The sequence below is a fragment of the Sphingomonas sp. S6 genome (assembly GCF_043498045.1).
Lineage (GTDB): Bacteria > Pseudomonadota > Alphaproteobacteria > Sphingomonadales > Sphingomonadaceae > Sphingomonas.
Map to the genome: position 1 here is coordinate 37566 of NZ_JBIEOE010000013.1, position 14098 is coordinate 51663.

The 14098-nt window shown below is 65.2% G+C and carries 15 protein-coding genes; 5 read left to right on the forward strand and 10 right to left on the reverse strand.

Annotated features, from left to right (window positions below):
- The first annotated feature begins 172 nt into the window (after window positions 1-172).
- Complete coding sequence (locus ACGVWT_RS15655; protein WP_244304994.1) at window positions 173-1435, forward strand: relaxase/mobilization nuclease domain-containing protein; 1263 nt, start codon at window positions 173-175, stop codon at window positions 1433-1435.
- Window positions 1432-2514, forward strand: coding sequence for a hypothetical protein (locus ACGVWT_RS15660; protein WP_052192509.1), 1083 nt, complete (start codon window positions 1432-1434; stop codon window positions 2512-2514). Before ACGVWT_RS15655 ends, ACGVWT_RS15660 begins: the two co-directional genes overlap by 4 nt.
- A 42-nt stretch (window positions 2515-2556) precedes the next feature.
- On the opposite strand, the gene ACGVWT_RS15665 is transcribed toward ACGVWT_RS15660, so the two are convergent.
- The 9 genes from ACGVWT_RS15665 to ACGVWT_RS15705 form a co-directional block, all read right to left on the reverse strand.
- Window positions 2557-2892 carry a hypothetical protein gene (locus ACGVWT_RS15665; RefSeq protein WP_033966703.1) on the reverse strand — a complete coding sequence of 112 codons (336 nt, stop codon included), beginning with the start codon at window positions 2890-2892 and terminating at the stop codon, window positions 2557-2559.
- Window positions 2889-3602 carry a ZIP family metal transporter gene (locus ACGVWT_RS15670; RefSeq protein WP_033966704.1) on the reverse strand — a complete coding sequence of 238 codons (714 nt, stop codon included), beginning with the start codon at window positions 3600-3602 and terminating at the stop codon, window positions 2889-2891. Before ACGVWT_RS15670 ends, ACGVWT_RS15665 begins: the two co-directional genes overlap by 4 nt.
- Window positions 3603-3615: 13 nt before the next feature.
- Window positions 3616-3834, reverse strand: a complete 219-nt coding sequence (locus ACGVWT_RS15675; RefSeq protein ID WP_221204854.1) for a hypothetical protein — start codon at window positions 3832-3834, stop codon at window positions 3616-3618.
- A gap of 144 nt (window positions 3835-3978) precedes the next feature.
- Window positions 3979-4218, reverse strand: coding sequence for a hypothetical protein (locus ACGVWT_RS15680; RefSeq protein ID WP_147035684.1), 240 nt, complete (start codon window positions 4216-4218; stop codon window positions 3979-3981).
- 99 nt (window positions 4219-4317) lie between these two features.
- Window positions 4318-7560: an efflux RND transporter permease subunit gene (locus tag ACGVWT_RS15685; RefSeq protein ID WP_033966706.1), complete on the reverse strand. Its 3243-nt coding sequence runs from the start codon at window positions 7558-7560 to the stop codon at window positions 4318-4320.
- The gene (locus ACGVWT_RS15690) at window positions 7557-8717 is read right to left on the reverse strand and encodes an efflux RND transporter periplasmic adaptor subunit (RefSeq protein ID WP_147035683.1); all 1161 of its coding nucleotides are present in this window, start codon (window positions 8715-8717) and stop codon (window positions 7557-7559) included. Before ACGVWT_RS15690 ends, ACGVWT_RS15685 begins: the two co-directional genes overlap by 4 nt.
- A complete protein-coding gene (locus tag ACGVWT_RS15695; RefSeq protein WP_147035682.1) occupies window positions 8714-9973 on the reverse strand; it encodes a TolC family protein in 1260 nt (419 codons plus the stop codon). The genes ACGVWT_RS15690 and ACGVWT_RS15695 overlap by 4 nt, the downstream gene beginning before the upstream one ends.
- Before the next feature lie 57 nt (window positions 9974-10030).
- A complete protein-coding gene (locus tag ACGVWT_RS15700) occupies window positions 10031-10345 on the reverse strand; it encodes a hypothetical protein (protein WP_033967010.1) in 315 nt (104 codons plus the stop codon).
- Window positions 10346-10413: 68 nt separating this feature from the next.
- Complete coding sequence (locus ACGVWT_RS15705; RefSeq protein ID WP_033967011.1) at window positions 10414-11751, reverse strand: MFS transporter; 1338 nt, start codon at window positions 11749-11751, stop codon at window positions 10414-10416.
- A gap of 87 nt (window positions 11752-11838) precedes the next feature.
- Here ACGVWT_RS15705 and ACGVWT_RS15710 point away from each other — a divergent pair, with 87 nt between their 5' ends.
- On the forward strand, window positions 11839-12108 hold the full coding sequence (locus ACGVWT_RS15710) for a metal-sensing transcriptional repressor (RefSeq protein ID WP_033967013.1): 270 nt from the start codon (window positions 11839-11841) through the stop codon (window positions 12106-12108).
- Between the two features lie 72 nt (window positions 12109-12180).
- Here ACGVWT_RS15710 and ACGVWT_RS15715 read toward each other — a convergent pair whose 3' ends face one another.
- Entirely contained in the window at window positions 12181-12450 is a 270-nt protein-coding gene (locus ACGVWT_RS15715) for a hypothetical protein (RefSeq protein ID WP_156143081.1), read from the reverse strand.
- Between the two features lie 364 nt (window positions 12451-12814).
- On the opposite strand from ACGVWT_RS15715, the gene ACGVWT_RS15720 reads away from it, so the two are divergent.
- Both ACGVWT_RS15720 and ACGVWT_RS15725 read left to right on the forward strand, forming a co-directional pair.
- On the forward strand, window positions 12815-13039 hold the full coding sequence (locus ACGVWT_RS15720; RefSeq protein WP_033967015.1) for an antitoxin VbhA family protein: 225 nt from the start codon (window positions 12815-12817) through the stop codon (window positions 13037-13039).
- Entirely contained in the window at window positions 13036-14094 is a 1059-nt protein-coding gene (locus ACGVWT_RS15725; protein ID WP_033967016.1) for a Fic family protein, read from the forward strand. The genes ACGVWT_RS15720 and ACGVWT_RS15725 overlap by 4 nt, the downstream gene beginning before the upstream one ends.
- The last annotated feature ends 4 nt before the right edge of the window (window positions 14095-14098 follow it).

Below are 14098 nucleotides of genomic sequence, written 5' to 3' on the forward strand. Positions count from 1 at the left end.
AACAGGCGGTGGAAGCCCAAAGGCGCCGAAGGCTGGCGGGGCAATTCTAAGCCTGGCAGTTGCGTCCATGTTCCCCAGGGCGGCGTCGGCATCCACTACCTCACGGCCTAGTATTCAAGCGAAGGCCGCCTTCGGGGGCGGCTCGCAAACTCGCATGAGTGGGCGTGCTGTGATGGCCGCCGAGCGAACCTCCAGGCGCGTTCCCGAGGCTGTAGTACGTATCACTGGGCGGCAGCATGGCGGTGGCCATGTCCTCGCAAACTTCGCGTATATCAGCCGTCTTGGTTACGGGGATGGCAAGGAATTGGGCTTGGAAACGAGCGAAGGCGACGTTCTTCGCGACGGCCGCGATATGCAACTCCTCGCGAAAGAATGGCATGATTTCGAGATGGACGGAGACGCGAGGCGGAAGGGCGCGACGTCGATCTCGATGATCCTTTCGATGCCGACGGGCACCGATCCAGAGCGCCTCAAGGGCGCCGCGCTGGACTTCGCACGCGAGGAGTTTGCCAACCGATCGTGGGTTGCTTCCCTTCACGTCGATCGCGATCACCCACACGTCCATCTGACGATTGCCCGCCGCGATCATGACGGTCGGCGCTTCCATCCTAACCGCGACGATCTGTATCGTTACCGCCAACGGTTCGCCGAAAAGCTGCGTGGTCGGGGCATCGAAGCGAACGCAACACCGGCGCGCGCGCGGGGCATCGATCCCAAGCATGAGCCCATCGCCGCGATTAAAATGCGTAGCAAAGGACAGGTGCCCCGGCTCGATAAGTCGCGCGCGTTGCGCGCTCAGCGATATCGGGATGGGGGATCTGTCGACCCGGTGAAGGCCTTTCTCGCCGAACGACAAGCGACCGTTCGGGCGACCTATAAGCGGTCGATCCAGGAGCTCTCGTCGTCTCCTCTGGCGGCCGATCAGCTCGTAGCGCAGAGCTTAGAGCGCTTTGTCGCTACCATGCCCGAACCGCAGCCAAATTCGCTAAGTGAGGACCGAAGCCCGGTTGATCGCGGCACGCCCAGTTTGAACCGCAGTGCGGGGTCGCTACCATCCCGGGTGCCTACAACGTCGCCAATGGTCGATACCGGCGTGGATAAACTGCAGGCGCTGAACGCAAGGTTGGCGGCTCGCGCTGCGACGTCGAAGGGGCATGTTTCAACGCCGCAACCGGCGGGCGCCCCGCCATCAGACGTCAACGAGCGGATCAGGAAAGTCGTCGAGAAAGCCCGTGGCGATGCTGGCAAAACGGATCAGAACGAGCGTGCCGGCACGCTCAGTGACAGGCTGCGCGAGCTAACTGAAAAGATTGCCTCACCCGCTCAGCCGATCGACTTAAGCCGCGCCAGTGAGATTATCCGGAAGGCTGAGGAGCGTGATCGCGAGAAGCGGGAGCGTGATCGGTCTCGCGATAGGGAAGGGCCTAGTCGATGAGTGTCGATGCATCGAGCGTTGCCTTGGCAGCCATAATGGACGCGGTATCTCTCCTACGGGGAGAAGTTGCCTCGCTCGCTAGCAGCAACGTGCGCATCGAAGAAAGCCAACGCGAGATAGAACGTCGGCTCGACGCCGTGGATGCCGGGATTGCACCGCTCGTCGACCTCATCCCATTCCAGGAGGCGATCCTTGCGAGGGTGATCGAAGGTGACGACGCGACCCATAAGTGGCTCAGTCTGATCGCCCCTGTGTTGGATAGAATCGTCGAGGAGACGGATCAGCAGAAGGAGGCGATCGGGTCTTTGAACGGGCTCACTGAGCAGGTGCACCAGAACATCGAGGATGGCCAACGGGAGCTATCAGCGGGGCTAGAGATCGGCGTCGATCGGTTGGTGGGCGCGGTGGAGCAAAGTCGAGACCAACAGGTCCAGGCCTTCAAGGCAACTGGTGAGATGATTGCTTTCACCCGCGCTGCGGCGCTTGGACAGCGCGCACCGCTGCCTGCCCATGTCGAAGACAACCCTCTATTCGAACGGTATGTGCTATTCCAGCAACCCGACCTCCAATCCGAGACCCGGGCGCTTGCAGACTGGCGACGCGTCGCCCGCGGGGCCGGGACTGGCGAGCTAATCGCTATCCTGTCGAGGCAGCAGATCCCATCGCCAACCGATACCCCTGATAGTCGGCTCCTTCGATACAGGCTTGCGGCTATCACCCGAGCAGAGATCGAGGGCCGCGGTGCCTCGGCACCCGCTCGGCCGACGACCACTCGCGCTTCCGATCGGTCGGCCGCGTCTGGGTTTGCGCGATCCCAGGAGCTTGCAGCACTCTGGCGTGCTGGCGAAAGCCCCGCCTTGTATTCCGACCCGGAACTCGCCGGCGTGATCGACTTATTCGCCGCAGCCGAGCTGGAGATTAGGCCGTCGAAGGGTGATGTAACACCACCCGAACTTATATCGCTACATCGCGAACTAGCGGGCCGCGTCGAATTTGGTGAGCGACCAACCCTCGACCAACGGCATACTCGAACCGACCGCGGATCAACAGATATGATGGACCTTAGTAAAGACCGGTAGCCGTAGCGACTCGCAAACGTGGCCGCGCCTTGTTCGTTCTCTTTAGGTGGCGTGCACAGTTGTTCGGCCGGCACCCTGGTAGGTGATGATGCATGAGTAGCCGTGTCCACATCGCTTGTGCATCAACGCGATAGCCTGCCTGTTAAAAGCGCTACGCTTGCCGTCATCGTCGACAAAAATGACTTGAACCTTGGCGAAGTCGACCATGCTTAAAGGCTTCTCCGCCTTTCCCGGGCGGATTGCAGAACGGTAGGCATTCTTGCCATATACGTAGGTCACGACGATGGGATGATCGGTTTCGTTTCGCCATTGGGGGTGGATCGGACCGCATCCGACGAGACCGATTGCGATCCCGATGCTGATAAGCGCCCGTCTCACGACAACAGCTCGGCGGCTAGGATTGCCATGAAGCCGAGGAAGAACAGCGACGTCACCAGCGTCGTCTCGCCATGCTCGTGCGCGCGAACCAGCAGCTCCTCGGTGACGAGGTAGAGCAGCGCGGCGCAGCCGAAGGCGAGCAGGGTCGTGACGATCGCAGCCGGTGCCCCGACGAGCAGCGAATAGCCGATCAGCGCGGACGCGCCGAGAACCAGCGCAAGGCCGACGCAGACCGCGACGACGCGGGTGATCCGCGCACCGGTGGCGCGGATCGTGTCGGCCGCGGTCAGGCCGAGAAAGAACATCTCCAGCGCGAGCGCGGCGACGATCAGGACGCCCTCACGCGCGCCGGCCGCGAAGCCGGTGCCGATGACGATGCCGTCGATGACGCAATCGATCGAGACGGCGGCGACGAAGCCGAGCGGAAAAGCTTTGCCCTCGCTGCCGCGTTCGAGCCGGGCGGCGAGCGAGCGCATCGCGAACATCGCCGCGACACCGGCGGCGAAGCCGGCGAGCGCGGCGCCCGGGATACCGGCGTGCATGACGCCGGGTACGATCTCGGTCGCGATCGCGGCGAAGACGATGCCGGCCGCGAAATGCTGGACCGCGCTGCGCCAGACGGTCGGTAGCGAAGCAAGTGCCCCGATGATGCCGGCGGCGATCACCGCAACGGACGGGATCAGCATGAGCGCGAGAAGCTGAGTGTTCATGTAGTGAATCTCGTCAATCGATGCGGTGGCACAGGCGCAGAAAGCCGGTGTCGCGCTGGAAGGCGATGGTGCCGCCCGCGATGGTGGCGCGGGTTCTGGCGCCTTGGAATGCAGCACCCGTGCGGGGCGCGATCAGCCATTCGGTGCCGCGGCGGGGAAGCCATGTCACTGCCATGCGAAGGCCGTTGTCGAGGAAGGCGATATCGGCGCGGCTGTCGTCGTCGCACGCCACGATCTGCTGCCCGAGCGCGTGGTTCGCACGAACATGGGTATGATCGTCACGTCGGGGCGGCTCCGAACAGCCGGCAAATAACAGGCACGCGAGGAGCGCCGAAAGGGCGTGCGGTCGATCCATGACCCGTAAGCCCATCCGGCCTCATGCGGACTGCGCGGCGTCGTCACCGCGCAGGACAATGAGACCGGTGCCTTCAAGGCCGTGCGCGATCGTCCAGAAGCGGCGGAGCGCTTCTTCCTCCCCGGCGACGTCGACGATCGTGCCCTCGGCATCCTCGCTGACCGTAACGTCGTCAAGGCCGGCCTCGCCGGCGTGAGCGCGGATAGCCTGGATGGTTCGATCGATGCCGGCCCGTTCTGCCGCCTTGAGGTGGATACGCATCTTGAGCGGTCCCGAAGCACGCATAATTGTCTCTCGATTGTCGATTTGAAGGGGAGGGCAGGTGGTCGCGGCTTCGATCAAAGCCGCGACCACGCGCGCCTATTCCGCCGGTACCGGCGCGGCGATCTGGTGTCGGCGCTCCGCCATGCGTCCGGTCAACCGCGCGACCCAGGCGGTGATCGCCGGCAGGACGAGCAGCGTCAGGATGGTCGACGTGACCAGTCCGCCGATGACGACGGTGGCGAGCGGGCGCTGCACCTCGGCGCCGGTGCCGGTGGCTAGCGCCATCGGCACGAAGCCGAGCGACGCCACCAGCGCCGTCATCAGCACGGGGCGGACCCGCTCCATCGCCCCGTCGGCGATGGCCTTGTCCTCGTCCTCGCCCTCCTCGCGGTACTTGCTGATCGCTTCCATCATCACGAGGCCGTTCAGGACCGCCACGCCCGAGAGGGCGATGAACCCTACGGCTGCGGTGATCGAGAACGGGATGCCGCGCAGCAGCAGCGCGAACACGCCGCCCGCCAGCGCCATCGGCACCGCCGAGAACACGATCAGCGCGGGGATGAACCCGCCGAGCGCCATGTAGAGCAGCGCGTAGATCGCCAGGAAGCAGATCGGCACCACGATCATCAGGCGGAGGCGCGCCGATTGCAGGCTTTCGAAGGTGCCGCCCCAGTCGGTATACATGCCGGCAGGGAGCTGTAACGCCGCGATCTTCGCCTGCGCGTCGGTGACGAAGCCGCCGAGGTCGCGTCCGCGGACGTTGACCTGGACCGTCACCATGCGCTTGCCGTTCTCGCGGCTGATCTGGTTCAACCCCTCGGTGAAGTTGAACCGCGCCACCTCGCGAAGCGGGACCGAACGGGCGGTCTGCCCCTCGGCCGCGGGCAGCATGACCGGGATCGCCCCCAGCACGTCGACGTCATCGCGTTGCGCGTCAGGGAGGCGGACGACGATATCGAACCGCCGATCGCCCTCGAACACGAGCCCGGCTTCCTTGCCGCCCAAGGCGGCCGAGACGGTGTTCGCCACCTCCTCGACCGACAGGCCGAGCCGCGCCGCGGCCTGTCGGTCGACCTGCACGTCGAAGGTCGGCGCGCCGGCGGTCTGTTCGACGCTGACGTCGCCGGCCCCCGGGATGCCCTTCACCGCCGCGGCGATCCGCTGCGCCTGCTCGCCCATCTGCGTCAGGTCGTCGCCGTAGAGCTTGATCGCGACGTCGGCGCGGACGCCGGCGATCAGCTCGTTGAAGCGCATCTGGATCGGCTGCTGGATCTCGGTCCGGTTGCCGATGACGCTCTTCATCTTCTCTTCGATGCGTCGGATGATGTCGGCCTTGCTGTGGACGTCGGCCGGCCATTCGTCCTCGGGCTTCGGGATGACGTAGGTGTCCGATGCGTTGGGCGGCATCGGGTCGGTGCCGAGGTCGGCGTTGCCGTTCTTGGAGAAGACCAGCGCCACCTCCGGCAGCGTCTTCAAGGCATTCTCGAGCCGCAACTGCATCTCGGTCGACTGGTCGATCGACGCGGAGGGAATGCGGAAGTTGGTGACGGTGATGTCCTTCTCGTCGAGCTGGGGCATGAACTCCTCGCCGAGGAAGCCGAAGCAGAACACCGCCGCGGCGAACACGCCGACGCCGCCCAGGATGAAGGGCAGCGGCCGGGCGATGGCCTTCGTCAGGATCGGCCCGTAGCGCTCCTTGAACCAGCGGACGGGCTTGACCTCCGTCTCGCTGACCCGCCCCTTGATGACGATCGCGATCATCGCCGGCACGAAGGTCAGCGACAGCACGAACGCGGAGGCGAGCGCGATCATCAGCGTGATCGCCATCGGCGAGAACGTCTTACCCTCGACGCCCTGGAAGGTGAGCAGCGGGGTGAAGACGAGGAAGATGATGAGCTGCCCAAACACGGTCGGGCGGATCATCTCGACAGCCGATGCCTTGGTCGTCTCCAGACGCTCGTCGAGCGTCAACAACCGGCCTTCCTCCTGTTGTCGCTCGGCGAGGTGGCGCAGCGCATTCTCGACGATGATGACGGCGCCGTCGACGATCAGGCCGAAGTCGAGCGCACCGAGGCTCATCAAATTGCCGGACACCCCGAGGCCGTTCATCCCCATCGCCATCATCAGCACCGTGATCGGAATCACGGCCGCGGTGATGAGCGCCGCCCGGATGTTGCCGAGCAGCAGGAACAGCACGACGATGACGAGCAGCGCACCTTCGCTGAGGTTCTTCTTGACCGTCTCGATCGTCGCGTTGACGAGTTTGGAGCGGTTGTAGACCGGCTCGGCGAACACGTCGGGCGGGAGCCCCTTGTTGATCTGGGTCAGCTTGTCGGCGACCGTCGTGGCGACGATGCGGCTGTTCTCACCGACGCGCATCAGCACGGTCGAGATGACCGCTTCCGATCCCATGCGGCTCCCGGAGCCGGTACGAACGGCACCGCCGATCACGACCTGGCCGACGTCCTTCACTCGCACGGGCACACCGTTGCGGGTCGCGACGACGGCTTCCTGAATGTCGTCGATCGACTTCAGGCGAGCGTCGGCGCGGACCAGAAAGCTCTCGCCGGCGCGCCGGATATAGTTCGAGCCGGCCGACAGGTTGGCGCGCTCCATCGCGTTCGCCAGCTCGGTGATCGAGATGCCGTAGGATGCGAGCGCGTTGAGGTTGGGTTCAATCAGATACTGCTTGATGTAGCCGCCGTTGGAGTCGACGCCGGCGACACCCTCGACCGTCCGCATCTGCGGCCGGATGATCCAGTCCTGGACCGTTCGGAGATAGGCGGCCTTGGCCAGTTCGGTGGTCAGGCGCTCACCCTCGGGAGTGAGATAGCTACCGTCCGACTGCCAGCCGGGCTTGCCGTCGACATGGTCGGCGCCGCCCTTACCGTCCGGGTGACGGAAGGCGACAGAGTAGAAGAAGATTTCGCCGAGCCCCGTCGACAGCGGCGACAGGTTGGGTTGCACGTTGGCGGGCAGGCTGTCCTTGGCCTGGGCAAGCCGCTCGATCACCTGCTGGCGCGCAAAGTAGATGTCGGTCGCCTCGGTGAACACCGCCGTCACCTGACTGAAGCCGTTGCGCGAAAACGAGCGGGTCATCTTGAGCCCGGGGATGCCCGCCAGGGCGTTTTCGACCGGGAAAGTGACCTGCTTCTCGATATCGACCGGGCCGAGCGTCGGTGCGAACGTGCTGACCTGAACCTGGCGGTTGGTGATGTCGGGCACGGCGTCGATCGGCAGCTTGGTGATCTGCCACGCGCCGAAGCCGACGACGACGAGGACGAGGGCGGCGACCAGCCAGCGGAAGCGGACCGATAGGCCAAGTATGCGCTCGATCATTCGTCGCCTCCCTCGTTCTTCTCGAGTTCGGCTTTGAGGAGGAAGGCGTTGGTGGTCGCGATCGGTGTGCCGGCGGCAAGGCCATCGCTGATCGCGACCATACCGCCCGAACGACTGCCGATGCGGATCGTGCGGGCCTTAAAACCCTGCGCGGTGCGGACGAACACTACGGTGCGGTCGCCGAGCGTCTGCACCGCGTCCTGCGGGACCATGACACCCTGCTTGGCGGCGCCGCCACTGGCGAGGATACGCGCCTGGACGAGCTGGCCCGGAGCGACCGTGCTGGTGCCGGCGGTGGGGGTGATGACGACGGTGGCGGTCCGTGACTGCGGATCGACCACGCCGGTCGCCGAGCGCACCCGGCCCTCGACGGTGCGACCGTCATTGGTGGTCAGCTCCACCCGGTCGCCCTCCCGGATTCGCGAGGCATCGGCCGGGGGCACATTGGCGGTGATCTGGAGCCGGCGCGGATCGGCGACGCGGAACAGCTCAGTCTCGGCCGCGACATACTGGCCGAGATTGGCGGCCTCGCTGGTCACGCGCCCCGATACCGGGCTGACGATTGCGACCGATCGGCCATCGCCCGACACGCGCGCTGCGCCCGCGGCGGCACTGGCGCGGCGGGCGTCGGCCTGCGCGACGGCGAGGTTCGCCTGCGCGGACTCGAAGTCGGCACGGGGGCTGACGCCCTGGTTGAGCAGGCTGCGCTCGCGCGCGAGCTGCTTGGCGGCGAGCGTCACTCGGGCTGACGCGGACGAGCGATCGGCCGCGATCTGCGAGGCGTCACGGCTCTCGACGAGCGCGAGCGTCTGCCCGGTGCGGACCGGATCGCCGATCCGCACCATGATGCGGCTGACCGTGCCGGGCGCGCGCGCGGTCAAAACCGCCTCGGCGTCGGGCGTGGCCTCGACGGTCGCGGATGCGAGGACCGCGGCGTCCAGCTCGCCACTCGCGGCCGGTGCGACGGTGATCTGCGACGTGGCGATGGCCTGGGGGCTGATCGCGAGCGCATCAGACGGCGCCTTGGGCGCGGCGGTCTGCGTCGGCGTGGGCGCGGGAGTGGGAGCCTGGGTGAGGCGGGCGGCACCGAAGCCAATCCCGGCCGCGGCGACGAGGCCGATCGCGGCCCCGGTATAAAGACGATTCCTGTCGGTCATTGGACCGCTTCTCCGGTGATGGTGAGGCCCTGCAGACGGGCGAGATTGGCGCGAGCGTCGAGGCGAGCGATGGCGGCATCGAGGATGACGCCCCGGGCAACGCCGAGATTGTGGCGGGCAGCGAGCAGTTCGATCAGCGGTGACTTGCCGGCCTGGTAGGCGATGCGCGCAAGGCGATAACCTTCCTCGGCAGTCGCCATCGTGCGCTGCGCCGCTTCCGCCTTGCGATCGGCGGCCTCCACAAGCGCCAGTGCCGCCCGGCTGCCTGCTTCGGCGTCGAGACGGGCCGCTGCTTCACGTGCCTGTGCCCCTTGCAGTTCGGCCTGGGCAGCGGCGATGTTACCACGGTTGCGGTCGAACAGGGGAAGCGGGATGCCGATCCCGGCGACGATCGCCGGCCCGCTGGCGACGCGGAGTTGGCGGACGCCGATCTGCGCGGTCAAGTTGGGGATGGCGAGACGCTGCTGGACCGTCACCTGTCGCGCAGCCGCTTCGCGCTCCGCTTCGGCGACCTTGACCATCGTCGCCTGCATCGGATCGATCGGCCCCGACGCGGGCCTGGCGTTCATCCGGTCGAGCAGCGATTCCGACACACCGGTATAGGGCACTGGCGAACCCGCCAGCGCCGACAGGCGGGCGAGCGCCGCGACCTTCTGCGCGCGGGTGGTTTCGAGGTCCGCTTCGAGCGTGTTCAACTCGGTCTCGGCTTGGACTTGGCGCAGCCGGGCTTCCTTGCCGGCCCCCACCAACGCGCGCGCCGCCTTGAGGTCAGCGGTGGCTTCCTCCACCTCGTCCTCGGCAAGCTCGATGCGACGGCTCGCGATCTCGGCACCGGCATAGGCACGCGCCAACTCGGTCGCGTAGAGAAGCCGGCCGTCGCGGTTCCGCGCCTGCGCCGCGACGATCCCGGCCTCCCCGGCCGAGATACGTGCCGAACGCTTGCCACCCAGCTCGATCGGGATGTCGAGCTGGCCGGTGATCTGCTCCTGGTTGCGAGCATTGCGGGTCAGGTCGCCGGCGAAGTTCTCGGCATAGACGTTGACCGATGGATTGGGACGCGCGCGCGCCTGCTCGGCCAGCCCCCGGGCTCGTGCCACGTCGGCGTCGAGCGCGAGCGTGCGGGGCGTGCTTCGCGTCTGGTCATAGAGTTGCGCGAAGGACGGCGCGGTCTGCGACCATGCCGCGCCCGCGGGCAACAGCGCCGCGAGCGTGCCGGCCAGCGCATAGGCGCGCTGCCGGCGAGACTTACCGTTCATGATATCTGTTCCTCCGGGGGATAAGCCGATCGACGCCGGACGCGGCGCCGGTGGGGCTCAGCCGCGCGGAGGTCTCAGCAGTTCGGCAGGCGCGATCCCATGCAGCCAGGGTGCCACGTCGACCACCCACACCCGCTGATCCGCAAACAGCGGCGCAACCGGCATGAACGGATCGGCGAACCCGATCCACTGGCCCGTCGCATGGGCGAGGACGTGGACAGGCGCATCGGGATCGGTCTGTGACGACGATCCGTGACTGTGTTCGATCGAAACGGCATGGATGGGATCGTCGTCGTGAACCATCGCATTGTGCCACCCGGACACCGCGAAGAGCCCGAACAGAGCTAGGAACGCCAGAACGGCGCCGAACATCGCTGATCGGGATCGACGGATCACCATAGTCCTGTCGGTAAGCGAGGCACCCGACCGCGACAAGCATTTCACGATTTGGGCTCTTGCTTCGGCCACTCAGGATGCTTGCGATCAATGACGTAAGCGTGTTCGCCCGCCGCGTGGGCAAGATGATGAGGATCGTCCGCGGCGAGGTCGCCATGCTCGTGGACGATCACGTCCGGATCGGACGCCGGCCATAGCAGAAGCGCCAACACGACGCCGATCGCGGAGAGGATCGCCATGCCGGTGAAGGCGGCGGTCATCGAGACGCGCGCGCCAAGCTGCCCGACCAGCGGGTAGCAGATCAGCCAGCAGACGTGGCTCAAGGCGAACTGCGCCGCAAATAGCGCGGGCCGGTCATCCGCATTCGCCGAGCGACGCAGCAGTCGCCCCGAGGGGGTGACGTTCGAGGAATAGGCGATACCCATCACCAGCCATCCGGCGAGGATGGCGTGCCAATAGGCTGGCCCGGGCGTCATCGAGGCGGAGACACCGGCGAGGACCGCGAGCGCGATGGTGAGGATCGCCGCGCCGATCATCATCACGGTGCGGTCGGCCACCCGGTCGAGGACGCGCGGCAAGGTCAGCGCCGCGGTAATCGAGCCGCCTCCGAAGGCGGCGAGCGTAAATGCGACGTCGCGCTGGCTGAGCCCCATCCCCTTCACGATGACGACGGTGTTGACGATGACCATAGCGCTCGCCGCCGCGGCGCTGAGGGTCAGCGCGAGCAGGCCGCGCAGGCGCGGCGTCTTGAGGTAGATGCGAATGCCCCGCGTCGTCTTATCGTAGATGCCGCCTTGGTCCTCGACGGGCTTGGCCTTCGGCAGCACGGTAGACACGACCAACAGCGCCGACGCGACGAAGCCGACCGCAGTGCCGGAGAACAGCCAATGGTAGCTGACCAGCGTCAGCAGCCCGGCCGCGAGGATCGGGCTGGTCAGGCTTTCCATGTCGTAGGCGAGCCGCGAAAGCGACAGCGCGCGGGTGTAGTCGCGCTCCTCCGGCAGCACGTCGGGGATCGTCGCCTGGAAGGTCGGTGTGAACGCGGCCGATGCCGATTGCAGGACGAAGATCAGGACATAGACCTCCCACACCTGATTCACGAACGGCAGGCAGATGGCGACCACCGCGCGAACGGCGTCCATGCTGACGAGCAACGCCCGCCGGGGCACGCGGTTGGCGAAGGCGCCGGCGATCGGCGCGACGCCGATATAGGCCGCCATCTTGATCGCAAGCGCGGTGCCAAGGACCGCGCCGGCGTCACCGCCCGCGATGTCGTAGGCGAGCAGGCCGAGCGCGACCGTCGCGAGGCCGGTGCCGATCAGGGCGATGACCTGTGCCAGGAACAGATGGCGGTAGGTCCGGTTGGCGAGGACGCTGAGCATACGCCTCCATATCCCCCCAGGGGGTTCCAGTCTATCCCCCCGTGGGGATACTCGACAATATCCCGGCAAGTATCCTACATTGGCGGGATGGCTCACCACATCCACGCCACCCATCCGGCGATTATCAAGCGGCTGAACCGCGCGGCGGGGCACCTCCGCAGCATCGTCGGCATGATCGAAGGCGAGCGTGCCTGCGTTGATATCGCGCAACAGCTCCAAGCGGTCGAAAACGCGATTGCGAGCGCCAAGAGGGCACTCATCAACGATCATATCGACCATTGCCTCGTTCATGCTGAAGAGGGTGAAGGTCCTCAGCAGGCAATTGAGCAGTTTAGACAAATTTCAAAGTACTGGTAATTTTGCCAAGACGTGGGGAACTAACTTTTCCACAATTACATTAGCTCTAAGCTAAAGATATAATTTATAATATTATAGATCTTGATAAATCGATTGAATATCATTGGCTTGTAACCCGGCGCCCACTCTCACCAAGTTTGTTAGGAACTCGGCAAACACTCGACCAGCATCCATAGGCTCAAAGGGGAGGCTTTGCGGGTCTTCAAATTGATCGAGCCAATCTCGGATGCGGCTTCGATAAATCTGGGCGTGTTCCCGCTCCACAAGCGCACTAGCAAGTGCAGCCGCCTGCATTGAGTACCCATGACCGGGAAGTCCCGAAGGGCAGCGAGCTGTTTCCATAGTGTTTTCTTTCTCGAATAGAGCCGAAGGCGATGCGCACATCGACTTCTGGCCCTCGCCGAGAGCGGGGGGTGAATGGGCAAATCTGGGCCGATCGAGGGGGAGGGGTATCACCCAGCCTGCACCAAAGCGTAGCGTCGGGAAGGTTGGGGAAACCCCCTCGATCGCCAAGCGCAGCGCTTGCGCGGAGACGGTCTAGCCCTTGCCCAGAGGGGGGTGGCACCCCCCTCGATCCGCGACGCGATTAGCGCCGCCACGACCAACACCGACCATCGGTCGGCCGCTCTGCTGCTTCAATGGATCACGGGAATTTTAGCGTTCTACGTGAGTTTATGGTATGCTGATGGCTTGAAAGGATCGCTTGATGAACGTCGCAACGCCCTTCACGTCACCTGTCCCAGCGATCAGCGAGGGGGAGCGCGCACGTCGTCTAGCTGAGGTCAATTTCGCGAGGGGAAGCATCCGCTACGAGGGCGGCATTCTCTCCGACGAAATCGAGCAACTCAACGACCGATACGTCGCCGGCGAGCTCAGCAGCGACGAGCTGACCGCAGCCATCCTTGCATCTGAAACCGTTCGCTCGGCTTGATTAGCCAACGCGAAGCCGCCCTTACCTTTGCTCGGGTTCGAGAGCTTCAGCGCGATCCGGTTCAAGGGCAATTCGACGTAGCCCATCTCCAGGAGGTGCATCGTCGGATCTTCCAGGATCTTCCCGAGCATCACCCCGGCGAATTTCGCCCAGACGCTCCGGGTCATTTCAAAAACCGGGAGCTTGAGGCATCTGCCGATCGCATCCTCGTGCCCTATGCCTTGAGACCTGAAATCGACCGCAGCCTTGGTCCAACGCTCGAGGCCTTGCAGGGTGGAAAGGCACTCCGCGGTTACGACCTGCTCGATATGTCCGAGGCAGTCGCACAGACCTACGCGCGTCTCGACTACCTCCATCCATTCCGCGAGGGGAACAGTCGCACGCTGCGTACCTTCACCGAACAGCTCGCCAGAGAAAATGGTCATCAGCTCGATTGGGGGACGACGAACGTCACCGCCCAATCGCGCGACGCGCTGTATATCGCCAGGGACATGGCGGTGATTCAGTTGCGGAACCCGGGCATCACCATGGCCGACGCTAACGCGGCCGTCGACCGCCGCGACTACGAGGTGAAATACAAGCTCGCGAACCAGGTCGAGCGCTATAAGCTCGCCGACCCCCTCGACGAGATCGTGCGCCGTTCGCTTGAGCGCGGCCGTGACCAACAACCGGTCGACCGTCGCCTCCCGCTCGTCGACGTCGCTCGCGAAATCGCAGTCGTAGCGCCGGTCGCGCGCAACCAGGCGGAGCGCACGGTCGAAGAGACACGATTGGCTGTCCTTCGGAAGACCGAGCCGGCCTCCGAATTGGACCGTGCGACAAACATGCGAGACTGGGTTGTTCGCGATGGCTCAGCGAGTGCGCTCACCGACCGCCTCGCCGGCGTAACTTCCGGCGCTGTCACCATCCGACACGATCCGGGGGCGCCGGCGTTAGATCGGCTAACGGCGATCGCCGACGGCATCAACCTGGAGCTGTCTCGCCAGCGGTCGGCTCCGACGCCGACGGTCAATCCCCCCATCCGTGAGATCGATCGCGGGGACCGCGAACGCTGACGAT

Excerpts from the sequence above, each read along its gene's own strand:
- ACGVWT_RS15655 (WP_244304994.1), top strand. The coding sequence starts at position 173 with ATGGCCGCCGAGCGAACCTCCAGGCGCGTTCCCGAGGCTGTAGTACGT.
- ACGVWT_RS15660 (WP_052192509.1), top strand. The coding sequence starts at position 1,432 with ATGAGTGTCGATGCATCGAGCGTTGCCTTGGCAGCCATAATGGACGCG.
- ACGVWT_RS15670 (WP_033966704.1), bottom strand. The coding sequence starts at position 3,602 with ATGAACACTCAGCTTCTCGCGCTCATGCTGATCCCGTCCGTTGCGGTG.
- ACGVWT_RS15680 (WP_147035684.1), bottom strand. The coding sequence starts at position 4,218 with ATGCGTATCCACCTCAAGGCGGCAGAACGGGCCGGCATCGATCGAACC.
- ACGVWT_RS15685 (WP_033966706.1), bottom strand. The coding sequence starts at position 7,560 with ATGATCGAGCGCATACTTGGCCTATCGGTCCGCTTCCGCTGGCTGGTC.
- ACGVWT_RS15690 (WP_147035683.1), bottom strand. The coding sequence starts at position 8,717 with ATGACCGACAGGAATCGTCTTTATACCGGGGCCGCGATCGGCCTCGTC.
- ACGVWT_RS15695 (WP_147035682.1), bottom strand. The coding sequence starts at position 9,973 with ATGAACGGTAAGTCTCGCCGGCAGCGCGCCTATGCGCTGGCCGGCACG.
- ACGVWT_RS15700 (WP_033967010.1), bottom strand. The coding sequence starts at position 10,345 with ATGTTCGGCGCCGTTCTGGCGTTCCTAGCTCTGTTCGGGCTCTTCGCG.
- ACGVWT_RS15705 (WP_033967011.1), bottom strand. The coding sequence starts at position 11,751 with ATGCTCAGCGTCCTCGCCAACCGGACCTACCGCCATCTGTTCCTGGCA.
- ACGVWT_RS15710 (WP_033967013.1), top strand. The coding sequence starts at position 11,839 with ATGGCTCACCACATCCACGCCACCCATCCGGCGATTATCAAGCGGCTG.
- ACGVWT_RS15715 (WP_156143081.1), bottom strand. The coding sequence starts at position 12,450 with ATGGAAACAGCTCGCTGCCCTTCGGGACTTCCCGGTCATGGGTACTCA.
- ACGVWT_RS15720 (WP_033967015.1), top strand. The coding sequence starts at position 12,815 with ATGAACGTCGCAACGCCCTTCACGTCACCTGTCCCAGCGATCAGCGAG.